The sequence below is a fragment of the Paraburkholderia sp. GAS82 genome (assembly GCF_050436285.1).
GTDB classification, from domain to species: Bacteria; Pseudomonadota; Gammaproteobacteria; order Burkholderiales; family Burkholderiaceae; genus Paraburkholderia; species Paraburkholderia phenazinium_B.
In genome coordinates this window covers 1-22,262 of the sequence record NZ_JBNDLX010000010.1, presented here as the reverse complement: position 1 = coordinate 22,262, position 22,262 = coordinate 1, and the positions used below count along the sequence as shown (strand labels likewise).

Genomic DNA, 22,262 nt, shown 5'->3' with positions numbered 1-22,262 from the left:
GAAGCTGAACTGGCGCGGCGAGGGCGCTTCGAGCCACGACTTGCCGCGTGCCGATCGCAAGCCTACTGCGTGCCATTGCGCAGAAAATCGTGCTGCGCAGTCGCTTCTATGCGATTGCGGCCAAGCTGCTTGGCCCGGTAGAGTGCCTGATCGGCGGCCTCGATGATTTCAGCGGTGCCGGCATGTGCCGATTCGAACACCGCAATGCCGACGCTGACGGTGACAAAGAGTCCCGTGGAGGTTTCGTTGCGGATCTTCAGTGCGCGGATTGCGTCCTGCATCGTTAGGGCTACCAGGCGTGCGCCGGCTTCATCGGTTGAGGGCAGAATGGCCGCAAACTCCTCGCCACCGTAGCGCGCGAGCAGATCGCCGCTGCGCGGCAACGCCGACTGCAGCGCGAGCGCGACGGATACGAGACACCTGTCTCCCGCAGGATGACCATAGCGGTCGTTGAGCATCTTGAAGTAGTCGATATCGATCAGCAGCAGCGCGAGCGGATGCCGGTTGCGCACGGCGCGATTCCACTCGAGCGTCAGCGCGTCGTCGAAACGCCGGCGATTGGCGGTATTGGTCAGCGCATCGGTGAGCGCCATCTGTTCGAGCCGGTCGCGTGCCTCGTGCAGCTCGCGTTGCACGCGGATATACCGGGCCTGCAGCGTGGTCGAGCGCGTGGCATAGACCACGAGAGCCGTGAAAATCCCCACCGTTCCTGCATAAAAATGCTCGTGTATCAGTGAGATGCTGAGCGCGAGCAGGGCCACCGTATAGAAGATCGGGCTGACGTTCTCGATGAACAGCGCGAGTGCCTGCTTGTGCTTCACCTCCTCGAGCAGCGGGCGCGACGGCCGCGACGCCACCGCTGCCACGGCGAGGAACAGGAACGGCAGATCGACGAGGATGTCCATCGGCGCGTGCCCATCGGTCGAGGCGGCCCAGTTGTTATAGACGTAGGCCGCGACGGCGTAGATCCACAGGAAGCAGAACAGCAGCGCATAGAATCTGCGCTCCTGTCCACGCGGCTGGGCAAGCAGACGCAGGCTCGCGGCGATCGCGAGAATGACGTTCTCGGCGTTGTAGGTCAGAACCAGGGTCGTAGCCGAGACGGGTTCGAGCGGGGCGTCGGAAAACGGCACCACGGAGAAAATGCTCACGTACAGGAGAAAGCCGGTCAGCAGCGCCTGGGCCGCGTCCATCCAGATGAAGAAGGGAATGCGTTGCTTGTCCGATACCGACGAAACGGCGAGCAGAACCGGCACGCCATACAGGAAGAACGAGAAATCGGAGAACCACGCGGCGCTTTGTGGAATGTGCTGGAAAATATCTTCCCAGGCACTCAGGAAGATGCCGCACGTCCACAAAAACATCCCGGCGCTCAGCAGAATCCAGGGCGAACGCGACGCGGGAAGCTCGGTCGCGGCCCGCCAGCAGCAACTGGCGCAGGCAAGCGAGGGCGCCAGCACCATGAACGGGTAGGTGACGACCGTTGCCTGCGCACGAAACGCCAGTAGACATATGACGTGCAGGCACACGAGCGAAACGGCGATCAGCGCGAGGTATGTCAGCTTCGGCGGACGGCGCACGGTTTGACCCCGGAGTCAGTTTTCAGTCTGCGGTCGCCATGGCGAAAACCTTGTCCCCCACCATTGCCGACCGTTGCGGTGCATTTTTTAGATTATATGGACAATATCCCTGCGCGTAGCGGCCGGCAACCCGTAATGCGCGATTACGTTGCGGCGCCAGGGGTTTGTGAGGTGATGCTGTCGATTCTTCGATCTCCCGTTCGTCGTGCAGGTAGGGCGGTATCGACGGTCATGCGGCAAAGCCAGGCCGCGCATCAGACCGTTTTTTGCGCCCTTATTTCCTCGAAACCAGGCAGGAGGTAACGGATGATTTACACGGATGGATTTGCCCAAGGCCTGAAGCCCGCCCGGGTGCTGGCGCAGTCGCCGCGGCGATTTCCGGGCGAAGACGCGCGCTATCGCGAGGCCCGCAATGCGCTGCTGGCGGAAGAAATCGAACTGCGTCGCCATATCGAGCGGGTGGCCGCCCTGCGTCGCGCGCTGCCGGCAGGCGGGAAGGTGCCGCAGGAGTACCGCTTCGACGGCGAACACGGGCCGGTGACGCTCGCGGAGATGTTCGGTACCCACGACACCCTGATCGTCTACAACTGGATGTACGGTCCGAAGACTGCACGCTCATGTCCGATGTGCACGTCGTGTCTGAGCGCCCTCGACGGCCAGATGCCCGATATTCTGCAACGGGTGGCGTTCGCGGTGGTTGCGCGATCACCTATCGAGCGGTTGGTAGCGTTCAAAAACGAGCGGGGCTGGCGCCACCTGAGGCTGTATTCGTCGGGCGGCAACAGCTTCAATCGCGATTACGCCAATGAAGACCCGGACGGCGACGACACCCCGGCGTTCAACGTCTTCACGCGCACCGGGGGCGTGCTGCGGCATTTCTGGGGCGAGGAGATGGGACCGCAGACCGCCGATCCCGGTCAGGATCCGCGCGGCGCCCCCGATATCATGCCGCTTTGGACCTTGCTCGACATGACGCCGGCTGGCCGTGGCAAGGACTGGTACCCGAAGCTGGAGTACGACGCGCCGGCGGCGGTCGCCGGCCGGGCTGGGTCGTGCTGTCATGACGACACGAACCCGGCCACCGATGCCGGCACCCATGCCGAGCCGACGTGACGGGCGTAAGATACGCGTTCGCATAACGCAGGAGCGGCCTGGCCGGCGCGCAAGGCCGGTGGCCGCTCCGCTTCTTTGGTATCCGCTACGGACGGCATCATGTTTCAGGTTTCTACCGCTTCAACCGAACTTTCCAGGGCTGCCCAGTATGAAGAGCTGGTCGCCCAGGCGCGCTCGCTGCTCGCCGACGAGACCGATCGTATCGCCAACGCGGCGAATTTCTCGTCGCTCGTGTTCAACTCCCTCGAAGGCTTGAACTGGGCGGGGTTTTATTTCTTCGACGGCGTCGAACTGGTGGTCGGGCCGTTTCAGGGCAAGCCGGCCTGTGTGCGTATCGCGCTCGGCAAGGGCGTGTGCGGGACTGCGGCGCAGACCCGTGCGACCCAGGTCGTGCGTGACGTTCATGAGTTTCCCGGGCATATCGCCTGCGATTCGGCATCGCAGTCGGAAATCGTCGTACCGCTGATCGCCGCCGACGGCTCGTTGATCGGCGTCTGGGACGTCGACAGTCCGCTGATTGCGCGCTTCGACGACGAGGACGCCAGGGGAATGGAGGCGTTGTGCCGGGTGTTCGTCGAACTCGCGTGGGGGCGTGCCGCGGCAAAGTAGCGATGCACGCAGGCATCGTGACCCAGCGGGACGCCAGACAGAAGGCTTTATCGACGTCGCGCATTTCGCGTGGATCCACCACGACAGCTTTGCCGATCGCGAGAATCCTTTTCATTTGAGTGCAAGGCTCGAACCGGTGCGCTGCGCTTGCGGTTGAGTTGCGGCTGACCCTGCCAGCCGCAACAACCTCAGCTCAGGACTGCTGATAACAGATCACTGCGGTCTACTGCAGGGTCACTGCGCCTGAACCTTCTTGGGCTTGGGCGGTGTTTGCACCTTTGCGTACTGGAACTCAGGCGTTGCCTTCAGGGCGTCCTTGGTGGCGCCCGGCAGATACAGATTGCCGCCGCGAATGTCGAGCGCGGCGATGGGCACCGCGACGTCATGCGTGGCGACGCCGAGGAATCCGCCTGCTGCGAGGATAGCCGCCGAAACGGAACCGTCCGGTGCCACGATCAGGTCTTTGACCGAGCCGATTTTTTCGTTCTGGTCGTTATAGACCGATTTGCCCAGCACGCTCTTCTTCACGCTCCAGCCTTGCAGAAGCGCCTGCGATTGCTCGACCGTGACGCTCAGAGGCTGCGTGCCGGCGACCTGTGCGTGCGCGTCGATACATGCTGCGAGTGCCACTGCTACCAAAACTGCCTTGTGCAAAGCCATATCGTTCACTCCGTGGTTAGATTCGGTTTCGGGCACGTACTTCGTGCGCGCGGTTGCGACGCCGGCCAGGCTTCGCCGCAACCGCGGGTCGCGCGCTGCCGGCGTGGCAGGGCGCGCGGGGAACCATCATACCTTTCAACACGTACCACTGCACTTTAACTGTGCCCACCGGTGAGAAGCCCTTAGTCGCGCCAGCCTCGCGGTGCCAGGCCAACGGCAATCGCGAGCGCTACGTGGCATCTTCTTCTTCGCTGCCTGCCGAAGAGGGCGCTCGCGCGGAAATTCCGTCGTATGAATGGAAATAGCGGCTTGGCGTGGTGCCCATGGCGCGCTTGAACATCGCAATGAAAGCGCTCACGTTGTCGTAGCCGAGCTCGAGCGCCACGCTCGTGACCGGCGTCTGCGTGGCCAGCATTTCGAGTGCGCGCAAGAGGCGCGCTTGTTGCCGCCATTCGGCAAAGCTGAAACCGGTCTCGTCGACAAAGCGGCGGCTCAAGGTACGCGGCGACATCGCCGCCCACTCGGCCCACTGTTCCAGCCGGCGGTTGTCCGCGAGGTCCTCGGTGAGCGCATGGGCGACGCGCTGCAAGCGGTTGTCGAGGGGCATCGGCAAGCCCAGACGCTCGCGCGGCAAGCTCTGGATTTCGTCGACGATCACGCCTGCCACGCGCAACTGCGCCGTATCGAGCACCTCCGTGCGCCAGCTCGCAGCACGCTTGACGGCTTCCCGCAGCAGCGCCGACATCCTGATCGTGCAGGGTTCGGCGGGCAGCTGTGCACACGCCGCTTCGTCGATATAGACGCTCCAGCCAGAATACGCACCGTGCGAGCGCAGCGAATGCGTCCGATGCGGTGGAATCCAGACCGCATGCACGGCGGGCACGACCCACTGCTGGTTAGCGACCCCGACCGACAGCAGGCCGTGCAACGCGCCGAGCAGCTGGCCGCGGGCATGCTGATGCGTGGGCGTGATGCGCGTTTCAGCGCCGCTGCGTTCGACAGCGATCAGGAAAGGCCCGGTGGCGGAGTCCGCCTCGTGCACGGAAATCAAAGGATCTGACATGGCCGGAACGACGTATTGAATGGCCTTTATACCGGAGACGTGCTGGACTCGTCCATCTACAGTGGCATCTTTCCGGCGGCGTGGCTTGATGGGCGGATGCGTGGCCTACCTGCGGCCGGTTCAAATCACCAATGAAGGAAGCTAAAGATGAAAGCACAAGATCTGTTACCCGACCATCTGAATCAGGCTGATGTCAACGGCGTCGTCGTGCGCAAGGGAACCGTGGGTGCGTTTCTCGCCAACGCGAGAATCTGGACCGACCGACGTTCGTCTGCGCAGGGAAGGGCTGATGCAGAGCGCGATATCGTCGACGCACTGCCGGCACTGCGGGCTTTAGGGATCTTCGAGGTGCTGGAGATCCGCGATGCAGCGCTGCGGTCGATGGTCGAGGCGAACTGAATAGTCCGCGGGTCAGGGTGTCCCAGGCGATAATCGCCGGCTTACCCAACTGGCGATTGCCATCACCCTCATGACGCACCCTGCATTTTTCCCCTTCCAGGATCTGGCCAACACCTTGCTGCCGCACACGGGCGACACGGGCGGCGACGGCTCGCATGACACCTCGCATTTGCAGCGTGTGTGGAAAAATGCGGCGGCGATTCAGGCGAAGGAAGGCGGCGATGCGCAAGTGCTGTTCGCCGCGACGCTGCTGCACGACTGTGTCCCGACCGAGAAAGACTCGCCGCTGCGCAGTCAGGCGTCGCGTCTTTCCGCCGACAAGGCCGCACATGTGCTGCTCGCGCTCGACTGGCCACCCGCCAAGGTTGAAGCCGTCGCGCACGCCGTCGCTGCACACAGTTTTTCAGCTGGCGTTGCGCCGCTGACGGTTGAGGCGAAGACGCTGCAAGACGCGGATCGTTTGGATGCAATCGGCATGCTCGGCGTGGCGCGGTGTTTTTATGTCGCCGGCCGCATGGGCAGCGCGCTGTATGACCCGGTCGATCCGCATGCATCGGAGCGGCCTCTGGATGACCGAAGATTCGCGCTCGATCATTTCCGCGCGAAGCTTCTCAAACTCGCATCGGGTTTCCAGACGGAAACGGGCGCCCGTTTGGCACAGCTTCACCATGAACGCCTGCAGCGCTTTCTCGACGAATTCGCGGACGAAATCTGAGCGTTAGTGTGGGTAACCAAAAAAGAGATCAGGTGTCCTGCCGATACTGGCGCTCCGGTTCTCGCAAGGAGAGCCGGAGCGGTCTGAAGAGCTACTACTGGTCGCGCTACGTCCTTAGAACTTGTACGTTGCGCCGATCTGCGCGAATACGCCAAGGTAGTTATAAATCGACGTGTCGTAACCGCTCTGGTCCAGCGTGCCGTTCGCAAAGATCGGATCGTACGGAGGCGTGCGGTTGAAGATGTTGTCGACGCCGCCGTAGAGCGTCCAGTGTTTGAAACCCGTGTACTGCACCATCAGGTTGAACTGGCTATACGAACCAACCTTGCCCGGAGCGGGAGCCGGCAAGAGATTCTGCGCGTACGGGCCCGTAAACTCCCACGTCAACTGAGCGTCCCACTTCTGGTAATTCCAGTCGATCGAGGTGTTGCCCTTCCAGCGCGGGAAGCTGCCGCCGAACGGTTGCGTGATGGTGTAGTTGTTGCCTGCACCATTGATCGGCGCCTGACCTGGGGTGCCGAGCTTGAAGCTGTTCACGTAAGCCCAGTCAGCCGCGAGAGTGAAGGTACCGACCTTCGTCGGCAGCGCCTGACGCAGCGTGCCTTCAAAGCCGTTCGTGTCGAGGTAGCCCAGGTTCTGATAGGGGATGACTTCGTACAGGAGGTTGCCGTTGGCGTCGGTAACAACCTGCGAAGGCGCACCCTGGCCGATCACGTTGTCGACGCGAATCTTGTACCAGTCGAGGCCGACGTCGGTGGTCCGCGTTGGCGACAGTTCGAAGCCGATGTTGAAGTTCTTCGTATGCTCAGGCGCCAGATTCGGATTGCCCTCTGTAATCGAGGTGTAGTTCTGGCCGGTCGCCTGATTCACCTGAAGCCCCAGCGTTTGCGATGCGCTGTTTTCAACGAACGTCGGTGCACGGAAGCCGCGGCTGTACGACGTATACATCGTCAGTGCCTGCACCGGTTGATAACGCAAGGCAAAGCGTGGCGAGAACGCGCCGCCGACATCGCTGTAGTGGTCGTAACGTCCCGACTGGCTGAACGTCAGGTTCTTCACGATCGGAATGTCGATCTGGTAGTACACGGCCGCCACGTTACGCTGGCCATCCACCGTCTGGAGGTCTGGACTGGTGACGATGCCCTGCTCATACTCGTAACCCGGCGTGAGGGTTTCGCTCTGGTGCGTAAACTGCGCACCGAAACCCACACCCACGTCGCCCGCAGGCAAATGGAACAGGTTTGGCGTCGAAATCGTCGCGTCAACCGTATCGAGCTTCGAGATACCCAGATTGTTCGCGTTCTGGAACAGACCGTTCAGTCCGTTCGGCGTTGACGCGGGATTGCCGAAGTTGAACACGCCGTTCTGGTAGATGTTGGCCAGCGCGCTCGCGTTCAACTGGTTGCTATACGTGTTCGACACCGTGCTTTGCGAATGGCTGATCGACGTTGCCCAGTCCCAGTCACCGTACGGCAGGCTGAACGAACCCTTGATGCCTGTCGATGCGCGGTAATAGTTGGCATCCGTTGTTTCCGCTACAGCCCTCGGGAAAGCGTACGTAAGCGGCGTGTCCACTCCAAACGGGTTATAGGGGTTGCTCGCCGGCACCGTGAAGTTGAATGGCGTGAGCAGCTTCGTCGCCGGATTCCAGATCAGCGTAGGGGCCTGCGGATTCCCGACAACCGGCACACCGTCATTCTGCGTGGTCTGGTTGTAGCTTTCCAGCAAGTCCGCGTACGCCGTCGTGGTGTCGTTGATCTTGAAGTCAGCGTGAATCTTGGCGTTGTAACGCTCCATCATCGGCGCGATGGACGTGTCGTTCGCCGTGTTGAAACTGCAAACCGTTCCTGCCGAGCCCGCGCTCAGCGAGTTGGTGGACGCCGGATGGGTTGTGCCGCCGCCGAGGCATCCGCCCACAGCCTGCGCGCTGCCATCGGCCATGTTCCAGTATGACGGCGCGAGCAACGAATAACCGCCCGGCTGACCGGTGAAGTCCTGGTTACGCGTCGAGTCGCGGTCGGCCAGCGTGGAACCGTTGTCCTTGTAAGCGCTCGCCGCTACGGTGACGTTGAAGCGGTCCGAATTCAGATCGCCAAAGCCAGCCAGCACGCCAAACTTGTACGTACCATTGCCCGCGCTGTTGCTCACCGAAGTGCCCAGGCTGCCGTCGAGTTGCAGGCCCTGAAAGTCGTGCTTCGTGATGATGTTGACCACGCCGGCGACGGCGTCCGAGCCGTATTGCGAAACGGCCCCGGTCTTCACGATTTCGATGCGGTCGATGTCGTTCAGCGGAAGCGAGTTCAGGTCGAAGAACGAGTCGACGCTGTTCGAAAAGAACGCAAACGGCGCGACACGCTGGCCGTCGAGCAGGACGAGGGTGTATTTTTCGCTGAGACCACGCAGGGCAATACCGGCGGCGCCCGCAGCGAAATTCGAGGTTTGGCCTTCGCTCCAGCTATCGGCCGAGTTCGCCGACGTCTGCCGCAGGAAGTCGGAAACGGTCGTCGCCCCGCTGTCCTGGATGTCTTTCTGGGTAACCGTCTGAACCTGGTTGAAACCGACCTTGTCCGAACTGCGGATCAGCGAACCGGTCACCTGGAAGGTTTGCAACTGCTTCACCTGGCCGCTGCCCGTGCCGGTGGTCCCTGATGTGCCGCTGGGTGCCGGAGCTGGCGCTGGCGTCGTGCCCGGCGTCGCATCGTTTTGTGCTGTTGTTATAGGTGTTGCGGGTGTTGCCCCCGTCGCAGCCGGCTGGCTTTGCGCAAGCGCCGGAACGGCGATCGCGGCTGAGAATGCCAGCTCAGCCCAGATTATTCTTCTGATGGCGATTGCTAATGCCCTTTGTTTCATCATTCCCCTCACACTTGTCAGTAAGGCCAGACGCTGTTGTGCGAAGAGAGGCCTTTTGGACCTCTCCACCCTCTGCACGGCAAAGATTCGCCGTATTCCGTCACAAGCCGCCCCACGTGTGTCATCACGCACCACGACTTGCCATGCACGAGGCACGGCCAAACCGGTGGGGGGCTACTTTGTATTTAGTAGCACTAATGTTCTATTGCCGGATTGCGCAGCGTTTTTGTCTTGCCAGGCGGGTGTCGGTCAGCTCCTCTGATTTCCTGCTGCTGACACTCTCATCTTTAAATCAAGCACACATTAACCTTATGCATTCCTTACTAAATGCTTTACATGATCGCTGGTTAATGCGTTTCACATCTCACTTGTCGAGAACTCAAAGCGGGCCTGTTGCTTGCATTCGCAAGGTGTTGCCAAGGCCATTTTTACCGGTCGACGGGCTGTGTTGACACATGTCTTACGAACGGTTGCAAAACACTACCAAGACACAATCGCCTAGTCAAAATTAGTTTGATACAAATAAATCTTGTTGTTTTCTCGCCGATTTGTTTGCTGTGCCGGTCTGCACGCCCAGCCGGGGCGTCTAGAGTGCTTCGTCTAATCGTGGCCGACCCGCTCGCCGTCGCCAGGCGAGTGCCCTTAGCCGGTCGGAAGTGCTTACGCCTGAGGCGCGACTGAATCGTTCTGAAGCGCCGTCGAGCGTGCGGCGCACGCCGACCCCCGAGCGCTCGATCTGTGAAATTACGATTTGTAATTGTGCGGACCGTTGCGGCCCGCTGCCGGAGTGTGCCGGTGGCGTGCCGCTCCGCGAGTTGGCTTTTTCACATCGCCTCAAGCACATCGATCCCGAGTAGCCCGAGGCCTGTGCGCAGCGTGTCGGCAGTCAAACGGCATAACTGCAGACGGTTGGTTCGTGTCTCGCCGGTTGCGCTGAGCACCGGGCACGCTTCGTAAAAGCGCATCAGGACTGCAGCCAGATCGTACAGGTAGGCGCACAGATAATTCGGCAACGCGTCTTGCGCCACGGCCAGCACGGCATCGGAAAAGCGCGCCAGCTGCAGCGCAAGTTGCCGCTCGGCCGGTTCCACGAGGCTCACGGTGGCGTCCACGTCCGATGCATTTGCGCGGCGCAACACGCTCTGGACACGCGTGTAGGCATATTGAAGGTACGGCGCAGTGTTGCCTTCGAAGGACAGCATGCTGGCCCAATCGAAAACGTAATCCGTGCTGCGGTTCCTGGCCAGGTCGAAGTACTTGATGGCGCCAATGCCGACGACCTGCGCAATCGCACGCCGGTCGGCTTCCGGCAACTCGGGACTTTTTTCGCTGACCAGATTGAAGGCCCGTTGCGTCGCTTCCGCCAGCAGCTCCGCGAGTTTGACCGTGTCGCCGCTGCGCGTTTTGAACGGCTTGCCGTCGTCGCCGAGCACCACGCCGAATCCAACGTGTTCCAGCTGGACCTCGGGCGGTACGTAACCGGCCTGGCGCGCCACGGAAAACACCTGCTGGAAATGCAGCTTCTGCCGGGCGTCGACCACGTAGAGCGCACGGTCCGCCTTTAGCGTGCCGACGCGGTAGCGGGTCGCGGCGAGATCGGTGGTGGAGTAGAGATAGCCGCCGTCCTGTTTTTGCACGATATAGGCCGCGGGCTCGCCGTCCTTGCCGCTGAATTCGCTGAGAAAGACCACCTGTGCACCGTCACTCGTGACGGCGAGGCCCTTTGCCTGAAGGTCGGCGACGACCACCGGCAAGTCGTCGTTATAGGCACTTTCGCCGTGCACATCGGCCCGTGTCAGGCCCACGTTCAGCTGACGATAAATCTCCTCGCAATGGTTCATCGAAACATCGAGAAAGCGCTTCCAAAGTTCGAGCACGCGCGGGTCGCCGCCTTGCAGTTTGACCACGTAGTCGCGCGCCCGATTGGCGAATGCCGGATCCTCGTCGAAGCGTTTCTTCGCATTCCGATAGAACACTTCGAGATCGGCAAGGGCGACGTTCGAAGCGTCATCTGTGCCGGCTTCGTCCATGGATGCGGTCAGCATGCCGAATTGCGTGCCCCAATCGCCGACGTGATTCTGCGCGACCACCTTGTGACCGACGAAACGCAAAACCCGCGCCAACGCGTCGCCGATCACGGTAGAGCGCAGATGGCCCACGTGCATTTCCTTGGCGAGATTCGGCGACGAGTAGTCGATCACGACACATTGCACGGCATCCCCGGTCATGCGCGGCGCTGCGAGGCCACCGTTGTCGTTTAGCGCCTGCGTCACCCAGCGCGCGAGATACTCCGGTGCGATCGTCATGTTGATAAAGCCGGGTCCGGCGATCTCGACTTGGCTGACAATGCCTTCGAGATCAAGGTGCTCCACCACCGTCTGGGCCAACTGGCGCGGATTGAGTTTGCGCGATTTCGCTGCCGCCATGATCCCGTTCGCCTGATAGTCCCCATGCTCGGGACGGCCGGCAGGTTGGACGTTGGCACTGGCATCCGCGCAGCCTGCGGCCGCGAGGGCATCCTGTACACGCGCGTTGAGAAGTTGGAGCAGGGTTTGATTCGGCATCGATCAGTGCGTTGAATGTTTTTGGAGGATGCGACCAGGCAGGGCTGACGTAGCCCCGGAAGGGGAGGTCGGGCAGAAACGCGGCGCTGGAGCTTGAGTTTTGCTTCTGGTGGACAAGGCGACCGGCGGGCAGGCGCCTTGTCCTTCCAGCGATTCTACATGGCGCAGGCGAGCGCCTAGGCGGGGGAGCGCCGTTCGCGCGGCAAGACTTCCGTTAAACCCTGAACCGCGATACCGCGAGTTGCAAGGCCTTCGCCTGTTCGTCGAGCGACAGCGCCGCGGCCGTCGTCTGTTCGACGAGTGCCGCATTTTGCTGCGTGACCTCGTCCATTTGCGCCACGGCCCGGTTTACCTGTTCGATGCCATCGCTCTGCTCGCCGGATGCCGCGGCGACTTCGGTCATGATCTCGCTGACACGCCGGATCGATTCCACGATCTGCGCCATCGTGTTGCCTGCGGTCTGGACCAGACCCGTGCCATCGCCGACGCGGCTCGCCGCGGTCTGGATCAATCCCTTGATCTCCTTCGCTGCCGCGGCCGATCGTTGCGCCAGGGTGCGCACTTCGCCCGCGACCACGGCAAAGCCCCGGCCTTCTTCGCCGGCCCGCGCGGCTTCGACTGCGGCGTTCAGGGCAAGGATGTTGGTCTGGAATGCAATGCTTTCGATGGCGCCGATGATCGCCGACATCTTTTCCGATTGCTCGTTGATATCGGCCATCGTGCCCACGACGCGGTCCATCACACCGCCGCCGTTCGCTGCGATCTCGGAGGCCTCTTTCGCGAGCTGGCTCGCATGGCTCGCGTTGGCGTTGTTCTGCCGCACGGTTGCTGTGAGTTGCTCCATGCTGGCGGCGGTCTGCTGGAGGGCCGCAGCTTGCGATTCGGTGCGCCGCGACAGGTCTGCATTGCCGGCGGCAATTTCCTGGGTGGCGGTCGCCATGGTCGCGCTGCCGTCACGTACCGACGAGACGGTGCCTGACAGGCCGTCGCGCATCGCCGAGAGTGCGCCAATCAGTTTGCCCATTTCATCGTGTCCGCCCACTTCAATCGGGTCGGTAAGATCCCCCTTCGAGATGGCCGAGCAGGCGCGCAATGCGTTCGCAAGCGGCCGCGAAATCGCTTTTTGCAAGCCCATCGCGCACAGTGCGGCGATGGCGATACCCAGCAGCATCAGCGCGGCCGACACTATGCTCATGGTTTTGAGCGTCTGCTGAAAGCCGTCGTAGTTGTCGGCGCCGCGTTTGAGCAGGTAGGCGTTCAACTGATCGGTGCTTTTGGTCAGCGCGAGCGAGAGGACCGGCATCGTCGTCATCACGATCTTGTCGGCGCTCTTTGCATCGCCGTGCTGCAGTGCCTGCAATGCCGGTTCGATCGCTTCGTTGAGCAGCTTGTCGAAGTTGCCCGAGACGACATCGGCGAGGCGTTGCTCATCGGCGTCGTGCGGCTGGGCGAGGTAGCGGGCGAGCGCCTGCTTCGAGGTGTTGAGATAGCCGTGCGTCTTGCCGATCAGCGTCGGCAGATCGGGCGATTCGGGGTGCAGGATCGCACGGTCCATGGTCACGCGGGCAATGGCGAGGTTGTATTTGCTGTCGCCCATCGCCACCGCGGAAGCAAGTTGCACGGAGTAGGTCTCACGCAAGGCGGTCTGGCCGGATCCGGTGCTGAATTGGCCCACCAGGCCGAGGAGCAGCAAAAGTACGACAAGGCATCCCACCGTCGCCCAGATACGGAGTTTGATCGAGAGTCGGGAAAACATGACGAGGAGGGGGCTCCAGCAGATTTGACGTCCGGACGAGGAGTCCGGTCCTATTGTCGTTATCGGCCGCTGGGCGCAAAAACTTTATACGTGACGGGCGAAACAGCGCTGGGGCTTGTACGGGTGCCGCCTTTCGACGTCTTTCTATGCGTTGACGAGTATTGCGGTCATGGTCAGCGCGTTGCGCTGCCCTTGGTCTTCGAAGCAGTTATTGAAAATCACGTGGGTTTTCGCGGCCCGCGTGGAAATCGCCCGAATCGAAGCGGCCAGCTCGCCCAGCTCGGCGTCGTTGTAGTCGTAGTTGAAACGGTCCGACGCCGACGCGCCGGCGCCGGGGCTCCAGCTCTCCGTGTTGCGGCCATGCATACGTACCATCGCAAGTTGCGGATTCGTGACGTCCCACACGGTATGCACGCGGTTTTTCACATCCGGGGGCGCATCGACGATCACGTGCACGAGGGCCCGCTCACGTAGAAACGCGAGCGTGTTGGGCGCGTGGTTTTCGTCCAGCCAGGACTGGTTGCGAAACTCGACCGCCATCGTATAACCGGCCATGCGAGCGGCGCATTCATCGACGTGGGCGATGTCCTGCGGCGCGCTCGTGATCCATGGCGCGAACTGGAACAGCACCGCGCCGAGCCGTTGTGTTTGCCGTAGCGGTTCTAGCGCTTCGAGGTAGCGCCGCCACAGCTCGTCGCGAATCTCCGGCGGTAAGTCGCGGTAGTAAAGATTTTTCTTGCGCGCGCTTAGGGCGGGTGTGCTCAAGGCCATCGCGATGTCCTTCGGCAGCACGTCGGGCGAGGTCTGGTGTCCCGTGAAGATACGGAAAGCCTTGAAGTTGAAGGTAAAGCCGTCGGGGGTGCGTTCGGCCCACAGCTGCGAATTGGACGCCGACGGCATCCCGTAGTACGCGGAGTCGACTTCGACGAGGGGAAACTGGCTTGCGTAAAAACGCAGCCGCGCTTCGGCCGTACTGCAGCCGCGCGGATAGAAACGCTTGCAGGTGATCAGTGTTTTGTCGGTCCAGCCGGCGGTGCCGCATTGGATGTTCATGGTCTCCATTCTGTCGCTTTGAGTGCTTTGCCCGGGCCGCCCCGGTTGCTTCGCTTTGATTTGCTGCGCCGCGCAGGAGCGCAGTCTTCCTACGCTGCCGGCTCGGCGTGCGCGGTGCACGCAGCCAGTTCATGCCGCAACAGTTCGATATCTACGGGCTTGGCGAGCATTCGTGCGCCGGGTATCGCCTGACCGATTTCAGCACTTTCGCCGTAGCCCGACATTAGCAGAATCCGCAGGTCCGGCTGCGCGCTTCGCAGCGCTCGCGCCAGCGTGTCCCCGGATAGTCCCGGCAGGCTGATGTCGCTCAACAGGATATCGTATCGTTGCGTCGATGCAAGCTTGAGGGCTTCTTCGGCATTGGCCACCGCAGTGTATTGCAGTCCGAACGATTCGAGCAGCTCACCCATCGCTTCACGCGAAGGCAGATCGTCTTCGACCAGTAGTACACAGGGCGACGCCACAGCATGCGGTGTATCTGTCACGGCATTTGCAAGCTTCGCGCGGTGCGCATTCAGCACGCCGCGCACCTTGCTGGCAAGGTCGTCGCGCCGATACGGCTTGCTCAGCAGCGTCACGCCGGCGTCGAGCTTGCCGTGGTGAAAGATTTCGTCGCGCGTGTAGCCGGAGGTGAAGAGTACCGGAATGGCAGGCGAGCGCAACGCGGCGCGCTGCGCCAGTTCGACGCTTTTGACGGCGCCGGGCATCACTACGTCGGTAAAGAGCAGATCGATCTGCAGGTCGCTATCGACGAATTCGAGCGCCGCGTCGCCGTCTGCGGCGGTCAATACCTTGTAGCCGAGTTGCATCAGCATTTCGACCGCGGTCAGGCGCACCTCGGCGTCGTCTTCGACCACGAGAATCGTCTCGCGCCCGCCGACCGGCGCTTCGTTCTGCTCTGCGATCTCGGCGGTCTCGGCTTCGCGGCAGCGCGGGAAAAAGAGCTGCACCGTGGTGCCTTTGCCGACCACGCTGTCGATCACGGTGTGGCCGCCGCTTTGCTTGACGAAGCCGAACACCATGCTGAGGCCCAGACCGGTGCCGTGCCCATTGGGCTTGGTTGTGAAAAACGGTTCGACTGCACGCGCGAGCACTTCGGCGGGCATGCCGATGCCGGTGTCGGCGATCGAAAATACCAGGTACTCCCCAGCAGTCAGATCGGCGTAGCCTGGATCGTCGCGCTCGGCGACGACGAGATTCTCGGCGCGGATCGTGAGCGTGCCTTCGCCATGCATGGCATCGCGGCTGTTGATCGACAGATTGAGCAGGGCGTTTTCAAGCTGGTTGCGATCGGCCAGCACGTTCCACAGATCGGGGCCGAGCACGGTGTCGACCCGGATCGTTTCGCCGAGCGCGCGGTGCAGCATCTCGCTCATGCCGTCGAGCAGCCGCCGCGGATTCAGTACTGCGGGGGAGAGTGGCTGGCGGCGTGCGAAGGCAAGCAGATGAGCGGCCAGTTGTGCGCCTCGTTTGACGGCTTGCGTGGCGGCGGCGATGCGGCGCTGGCTGGCCGGATGGTCGCTCGCGTCGGCGGCCAGCATCTGCAGGTTGCCGTTGATCACTTGCAGCACGTTGTTGAAGTCGTGCGCGACGCCGCCCGTGAGGCTGCCGATTGCCTCCATTTTCTGAGCCTGGCGCAATTGCTCTTCGGCCAGCGCTCGCGCGGCGACAGCGTCGGTGACGCGTTGCTCGAGCGTCTCGGTGAGCAGGCGCAGTGCAGTTTCGGCGTGCTGCCGCGAGCGTTCGGTGAGCACGCGCCCCGTTGTTTCGACGACCACGGCGATCACGCCCGCCGGCGCACCGCTGTCGTCGGCCACCGGGCTGTAGTACAGATCCATCCATACGTCTTCGGGCTGGCCGTTGCGTAGCAGCACGAGTTCCTTGTCCACGTACGACAGCGTGCCGCCCGCGAGACAGGTGTCCATCACATTGCGGTTGAACGACGCCACTTCCGGCCAGCCCAGCTCGACGGGACAGCCGAGCAGGTAGAGGGATGACGACCGCCGGCGAACACCGCGTAGGCATCGTTGTAGACCATGTAGCCCTGCTTGCCCCATAGCATCACGATCGGCAACGGCGATCCAAGTACAAATTGCACGGCAGCGACCAGACTTTGCTGCCACTGGTCGATGGGACCCAGTTCGGTTGCCGTCCAGTCGAATCCGCGGATCCGTTCGGCCATTTCCCCTTTCCAGCCGGGGCAGCCATGGTCGTCTGCCGTGAGTGGCATTGTTCTGCTCCACAGTTGTCACATAGATGCGCGCGTTCACACCAGCAGGTGCCGCGTCGCGGGTTCGGCGGACTGGATCGGGGCACTTGCCAGACGAGTGCATCCAGAATGCGGGTAGCAATCCGCGTTCCCGAAATGTTCCCGAAAGGCTGCGTGAAGCGGCAGCCCTGACAGGAGCACCTCGTCGGGTTGTTCGCGCGGTCGCGCTGTGGCATGGTGGACAACTGACAAATCGATCGACAGCCTCTGGATGTCTCCACAATGCCAAAGAAAAATCCCGCCCGCGCTGCGCTTCCCAAGCCCGATGCCCGAATGGAACTGCTGGCCGCCCGCCGCAACGCCAAAATGGCGCGTTCAGCCGACGCCTATGTGCGAGGCAGCACCAGCAAGTTTTACGAGTGGCTCGACGGCATGGAAAGTGACGCGTTGCCTCAAGGCCCTGCCGTGTGGATCTGCGGCGATTGCCACGCCGGCAATATCGGGCCGGTGGCGAATGCGCAGGGCCGTGTGGAAATCCAGATTCGCGATCTGGATCAGACGGTGATCGGCAATCCGGCGCACGATCTGATCCGGCTCGGCTTGTCGCTCGCAACGGCAGCACGCGGCTCGGATCTGTCCGGCGTCATCACCGTGCGCATGATGGAAGCGCTCGCGGACGGTTACGAACGCGCCTTCGACGACGCCTCGGATCACACGGACATCCAGGCCGAAAAACCCGAGGCGGTGCGGGTGGTCATGAGGGAAGCGCTGCGTCGCTCGTGGCAGCACCTCGCCGAAGAGCGCATCGAAGATGTCGAGCCGGAAATTCCACTCGGCAAGCGTTTCTGGCCGCTGTCGAAAAGCGAGCGCAGCGAGATTGCGGCGCTGTTCGAAAAGCGCACGCTTGCGCGTCTGGCCACAGAGTTACGTTCGGAGAACGAAGCGGCGAAAGTCACCGTGCTCGATGCGGCCTATTGGGTCAAGGGCTGCAGTTCATTGGGGCGCCTGCGCTATGCCGTGCTGCTCGATGTAGACGGCGCCTCGATCGACGGTGACGATCTTTGCCTGATCGACATCAAGGAGGCGACGCAAGCGGCGGCGCCGCGCTACGCCGGTGCACGCATGCCACGTGACAATGCGCAGCGGGTGGTGGAGGGCGCACGCCATCTCGCGCCGTTTCTTGGCGACCGGATGCGCGCTGCTCGTCTCGCCGAGCGCGCGGTGGTGATTCGTGAACTGTTGCCGCAAGACATGAAGCTTACGATTGAACAACTGACGCGCGATGAAGCGATGAAGGCGGCGCGCTTTCTCGCGCTTGTTGTCGGCAAGGCCCATGCGAGCCAGATGGACGACACGGAGCGCAAGGCGTGGCTGGGTGAACTGCGGCGCAGCCGCAGCAAAACCATCGACGCGCCGCCGTGGCTCTGGAAGAGTATTGTGGAACTGATGAGCGGTCACGAGGCGGGCTATCTTGAACACTGCCGGCGCTACTCGCTCGAAGCCGGCGCGTGATAGAGTGCGGCCAGCCTGCCGCCGGCCGGCCCCGCAACGCGCGATGGAACGCTGATTGAGCATGAGCATGGATATCGATTTCGAATGCACGATGTGCGGGAAGTGCTGCCACGATCTGCGTTTGCCGTTGACAGTCGCAGAAGCACTCGCCTGGCTTGGGCGCGGTAACGAAGTGCAGATTCTCTGCGAGGCTTTGCCCTGGCCCGAAGAGCCCGCCGCGGACAATCTGCAGGCGGCTCATAAGCGCCGTCGTTCGTTTGCGGCGATGAGCGGCAGCTTGCCCACACGGATCGTGGTGATCCTGACTGGCGCGTTTGCCGGGCCGTGTCCGAACCTGCAGGCTGATATGCGCTGCGGTATCTATGAGGAGCGGCCGTTGGTCTGCCGCATCTATCCGGCTGAAATCAATCCGTTTATCCAGTTGGAGCCGGCGGCCAAGGGCTGTCCGCCGGAGGCGTGGACGCCTGGGCTCGCGCCGCTGATGCGCGGGGGGCAACTGGTGGATGCGACGACGGTTGAACTGATTCAGAAATCGCGGGCGGCCGATGCTCGGGATGCGGTGGCGAAGCAAAGGCTGTGTGCGTTGCTTGGTGTCGATGTGGCTGCGTTGGCTAATGAGGGGTTTGTGGTGCATACGCCGAAGCGTGAGGCGTTGCTTGCGGCGCTTGAGCGGGTTGGGGCGCAGGCGGATGGTTTGGAGGTTGCACAGGGCGTGGAGGCGGTTGCTGCTGAGTCGGAGTCTGGCGCGTTGCCGAGTTGGCGATTTGTGTCGAATCGCCGGGCAACCGTGAACACGCTTGAGTCGGTGGGGGCGCTCAGTGCCTGGGTTGACGCCGATCGTCCTGAGGCCTTTGAATATCTCGGTTTTTTTCCCGCCGCCGCTGCTTAGCGAGCGTTCTGCCCGCGCGGAGGACGCAGAGCGTTAAGTGTTATGCGTCAGATACTTGCGACGCGTTCAGACGGGTTGTCCACAGCCTTATGAACGGTTTCTGTGGACAAGTTTTTCTGAAGGTATGGCAGTCGAGCAGGCATCCGGTCTGTTTGAGTTTGGCGACCTGGTTGTAGGCACAGAGACCCGTTCTGGCAACAGACTCAGGAAGCCGGGCCACCGGCGCGTATCGGTCATGCTGATGACCCCCCCGCTTTGTCTTCGAAGCCGAAGCATTTTTTCGAGCTTGAGTCCCCCTCGTTTCATTCCCCGGCTTTCCTCTCTTTTTTAGGATGACAAACCGTTTTACCATGCCGGACGTTGCTCGTCGTTCGCCACACATTTATCCGGAAGGGTGTCTTTCCGAGGCCCCGTTTTGTCGAATATTAGCGCGTTTGATTTTCAGAACGCGCTAAAGATCGCATTGGCACTTACTGGCATGGGCGGTTTCCAGATGAGTCCGATCGCCGGGTGTGCAGCGGCCGGCGCAGCGCGGAACAACAACAAGAAAACAGGGACTCGTGTATGGCGGAATTCGATCCGGTTGCAAACCTGCTAACAGGACGGCAGGCGTATTTCCTGGATGTACCTGGCACGGACAGCGCAGCGGCGCTCTCGGTCGTCTCGTTCGAAGCGACCGAAAAGATGGGCGCACCGAGCGAGGTGCGCATTGTGCTGACCCATCCGTTGCAGCTCGCGCGCGCTGATTACCTGAACCTCGATGCGAGGTTCTCTATCGTGCCTGACGATGGGCCGCCACGCAAATTCTCGGGCTTCATCGCGCGCTTCTCCACGATCCAGACCACGAAGGACCATGTCAAGTACGAGGTCGTGCTGAAGTCGCATCTGGCGCGGCTGGAGGCCGTGACCCGCAGGAAAGTCTTCCAGCATGCCAGCACGCCCGACATTGTCGCGGCGATCCTGCGCAGCCATGGGCTCAGGGAGCACCAGTTTTCATTCCGGTTGCGCGGGCAATACCGCAAGCATCTGTTTCGCATGCAGCACCAGATGAGCGACAGTGCCTATATCCACATGCTGGCGGAAAAGGCCGGAATCTACTACTTCATTGTGGAGACGGAATACGGCGATCAGGTGGTCTTTGGAGACGACGTAGACCATTACATTTACGACGAGCCGCAACGGATTGTGCCGTACCGCGAGGCGGCGGGACTTGAAGCGGGCGGCGTCGAGGCAGTGACGGCGATCAAAACCCATACCGAGACGGTGCCGCAATCGTTCGTCGTAGCGGATTACAACCCGGCCCAGGCCTGGGAGCGATTCAGGGATGAAGCCAACGTCGCGCCGCAAGACGAAACCACCTACGGCCAGACGTATGTCTACGGCACGCACCACCTCGACCAGGCGGGCGCGAAGTGGGAGGCGCAGCTTCGGCACGAAGCCGCCATTGCCTGGCAGGTCGTGTATGAGGGCGAGAGCAACGTGCTGGCTTTGCAGTGCGCGAGCGTGCTTGAAATGGACACCACCTTGCCCGATGCGCCGAAAGGCCAGGTGATTGTCGAGGTGACGCACAGCGGCGCACGCGACAAGCCCTATGCGAATAGCTACAAGGCGATTCCTGCCGACCGCCGTTTCCGTCTCAGACTCGAACCGGAAACCTGGTCCAAAGTGACCGGCACCCTTTCAGCGCGCGTCACCAGCCCGGATTCGTACAAATATGCCTACATAACCGCCAGCGGACACTATACGGTTCGCTTCGATGCGGACTTCGAAACGTGGCCCAATGGCGGCGAGAGCGTACCGCTACGCCTGGCGAAGCCGTTCGCCGGAAAGTTGCAGACTGGATTCCACTTCCCCGCGCTGGACGATGCCGAAGCCGTGATCGTTTGTCGTGACGGCGACCCGGACAAGCCCGAAATCGTCGCCTTCCATCACCACAGCCAGGCGCGCGACCTCGTCACGAACGACCGTCGATGGCTCTCGCGCAACATGATTCGCACGCAATCGAATAACAAGTTGCGTATGGAGGACTGGGCAGGCCAGGAAGGCATCAAGGTCAGCACGGAACACTCGGGCAAGTCGCAACTGAATCTCGGCTATCTCGTCAACAGCAGGCTGGAGTACCGGGGTGAAGGCTACGAGCTGAGGACTGCGGGCTGGGGGGCGCTTCGCGCGGGCAAGGGGGTGATGGTCACGACCTACGACCGCCCCGGCGCGACCGGCAGGCAGCTCGACATGCAGGAGACCATCGCCCAGCTTGAGAGCGCACTGGCGACGGCGAAGGCGTTGGCGGCATCGGCCAGCAGCGCCAAGGCCGAGCCTGCCGATACTGATGTGCAGCAGCAGATGAAAGAGGATCTGGATGGCCTGAAGAAACCGGGGCTGCTCATGAGTACACCCGCTTCGGCGGCGCTCGTGGCGGCCCAGGACGTGCAGTTTGCGGCGCAGGGCGACATCTCGGCGGTTGCCGGGAAGAACGTCGACTGGAGCGTGCTCAAACGCTTTACGGTGGCGGCGGGCGAAAAGCTGTCTCTGTTCGCGCAGAAACTTGGCATCAGGATTTTTGCAGCCAAAGGTCCGGTCGAAATTCAGGCGCAGACCGATGCCATGTCGCTGATCGCGGACCAGGATCTGACGGTGTCGAGCGTCAATGGCACGGTGCGCATCTGTGCGAAGAAGGAACTGACGCTTGAGTCGGGTGGCGCGTTCATCCAGATGAAGGACGGCAGCATCACGCTCGGTGGCCCGTTCGACCTGTTCATCAAGACGATCACGGTGCAGAAGCAGGGTAAGGCGACACTGAACATGCCGCTGGACCTGAACCACCCGGCGCTCGCCGGCATGCCGACCACGCCATTGACGTTCTACGCGGGGGCGTCGCCGGCCTCTCGCGCGGCGATTCCCGCGAACATGCCCTACAGCCTGTTCGCGGGCGGTACGCTGGTCAAGCAGAGCGTCATGGACGAAACCGGTCTGCTTCAGGTCGAACACCACCCCACCACTCAGCAATACACGCTCAAGCTTGCCAATGGCGCGAGCTACACGATTCCCGTGGCCGATCAATATCGGGGCAACGCGGATAACGGTGCGCTCGCCAATGGAGGCTTTCACTTCTACGAGGGGCAAAGCGGTACGAATGCTGGCGCGGTTGATCGCGCGCGACACCGCACCGACTATGACGAACTGCTTGATACGGACGCCTGACCATGACCCAGCAACCACCGATTACCGTACCCATCGCGCTGTCGTGCACGCGGAGCGCGGTGATAACCCTGCCGTGGTTCGTGCAGAAG

At 62.0% G+C, this 22,262-nt stretch carries 14 protein-coding genes and 1 pseudogene; 7 read left to right on the top strand and 8 right to left on the bottom strand.

The features are described 5' to 3' along the window. Positions 1-62: 62 nt before the first annotated feature. Positions 63-1,580, bottom strand: coding sequence for a GGDEF domain-containing protein (locus tag P3T17_RS27945; RefSeq protein WP_074268149.1), 1,518 nt, complete (start codon positions 1,578-1,580; stop codon positions 63-65). Between the two features lie 306 nt (positions 1,581-1,886). Between P3T17_RS27945 and P3T17_RS27940 the strand changes: the two genes are divergently transcribed. Together P3T17_RS27940 and P3T17_RS27935 are read left to right on the top strand one after the other, a co-directional pair. After that, positions 1,887-2,693 (top strand): DUF899 family protein, encoded by an 807-nt coding sequence (locus P3T17_RS27940; RefSeq protein WP_429409686.1) that lies wholly within the window; start codon positions 1,887-1,889, stop codon positions 2,691-2,693. Positions 2,694-2,792: 99 nt separating this feature from the next. Next, positions 2,793-3,302 carry a GAF domain-containing protein gene (locus P3T17_RS27935; RefSeq protein WP_429409685.1) on the top strand — a complete coding sequence of 170 codons (510 nt, stop codon included), beginning with the start codon at positions 2,793-2,795 and terminating at the stop codon, positions 3,300-3,302. 234 nt (positions 3,303-3,536) lie between these two features. Here the strand turns inward: P3T17_RS27935 and P3T17_RS27930 are convergent, their stop codons facing one another. Together P3T17_RS27930 and P3T17_RS27925 are read right to left on the bottom strand one after the other, a co-directional pair. Beyond that, positions 3,537-3,962 carry a PRC-barrel domain-containing protein gene (locus P3T17_RS27930; RefSeq protein WP_074268151.1) on the bottom strand — a complete coding sequence of 142 codons (426 nt, stop codon included), beginning with the start codon at positions 3,960-3,962 and terminating at the stop codon, positions 3,537-3,539. Between the two features lie 229 nt (positions 3,963-4,191). Next, positions 4,192-5,025, bottom strand: a complete 834-nt coding sequence (locus P3T17_RS27925) for an AraC family transcriptional regulator (protein WP_429409684.1) — start codon at positions 5,023-5,025, stop codon at positions 4,192-4,194. 147 nt (positions 5,026-5,172) lie between these two features. Here P3T17_RS27925 and P3T17_RS27920 point away from each other — a divergent pair, with 147 nt between their 5' ends. Together P3T17_RS27920 and P3T17_RS27915 are read left to right on the top strand one after the other, a co-directional pair. Then, positions 5,173-5,424, top strand: a complete 252-nt coding sequence (locus tag P3T17_RS27920; protein WP_429409683.1) for a hypothetical protein — start codon at positions 5,173-5,175, stop codon at positions 5,422-5,424. Positions 5,425-5,494: 70 nt separating this feature from the next. After that, on the top strand, positions 5,495-6,139 hold the full coding sequence (locus P3T17_RS27915) for an HD domain-containing protein (RefSeq protein ID WP_429409681.1): 645 nt from the start codon (positions 5,495-5,497) through the stop codon (positions 6,137-6,139). A gap of 114 nt (positions 6,140-6,253) precedes the next feature. On the opposite strand, the gene P3T17_RS27910 is transcribed toward P3T17_RS27915, so the two are convergent. From P3T17_RS27910 to P3T17_RS27890, 5 genes and pseudogenes are all read right to left on the bottom strand, one after another. Continuing rightward, positions 6,254-8,989: a TonB-dependent receptor gene (locus P3T17_RS27910; RefSeq protein ID WP_429409956.1), complete on the bottom strand. Its 2,736-nt coding sequence runs from the start codon at positions 8,987-8,989 to the stop codon at positions 6,254-6,256. 824 nt (positions 8,990-9,813) lie between these two features. Next, complete coding sequence (gene argS, locus P3T17_RS27905) at positions 9,814-11,553, bottom strand: arginine--tRNA ligase (protein WP_429409680.1); 1,740 nt, start codon at positions 11,551-11,553, stop codon at positions 9,814-9,816. A 214-nt stretch (positions 11,554-11,767) separates the two neighbouring features. Beyond that, positions 11,768-13,309, bottom strand: coding sequence for a methyl-accepting chemotaxis protein (locus P3T17_RS27900; RefSeq protein ID WP_429409679.1), 1,542 nt, complete (start codon positions 13,307-13,309; stop codon positions 11,768-11,770). 144 nt (positions 13,310-13,453) lie between these two features. Continuing rightward, on the bottom strand, positions 13,454-14,362 hold the full coding sequence (locus tag P3T17_RS27895; protein ID WP_429409678.1) for a DUF72 domain-containing protein: 909 nt from the start codon (positions 14,360-14,362) through the stop codon (positions 13,454-13,456). A gap of 89 nt (positions 14,363-14,451) precedes the next feature. Continuing rightward, positions 14,452-16,592: pseudogene (locus tag P3T17_RS27890) on the bottom strand (response regulator). Positions 16,593-16,853: 261 nt separating this feature from the next. Between P3T17_RS27890 and P3T17_RS27885 the strand changes: the two are divergent. The 3 genes from P3T17_RS27885 (at position 16,854) to P3T17_RS27875 (ending at position 22,173) form a co-directional block, all read left to right on the top strand. After that, positions 16,854-18,083 carry a DUF2252 domain-containing protein gene (locus P3T17_RS27885; RefSeq protein WP_429409677.1) on the top strand — a complete coding sequence of 410 codons (1,230 nt, stop codon included), beginning with the start codon at positions 16,854-16,856 and terminating at the stop codon, positions 18,081-18,083. Positions 18,084-18,150: 67 nt separating this feature from the next. Further along, positions 18,151-18,972 carry a YkgJ family cysteine cluster protein gene (locus P3T17_RS27880; protein ID WP_429409676.1) on the top strand — a complete coding sequence of 274 codons (822 nt, stop codon included), beginning with the start codon at positions 18,151-18,153 and terminating at the stop codon, positions 18,970-18,972. A gap of 564 nt (positions 18,973-19,536) precedes the next feature. Beyond that, complete coding sequence (locus P3T17_RS27875; protein ID WP_429409675.1) at positions 19,537-22,173, top strand: type VI secretion system Vgr family protein; 2,637 nt, start codon at positions 19,537-19,539, stop codon at positions 22,171-22,173. Positions 22,174-22,262 lie beyond the last annotated feature (89 nt).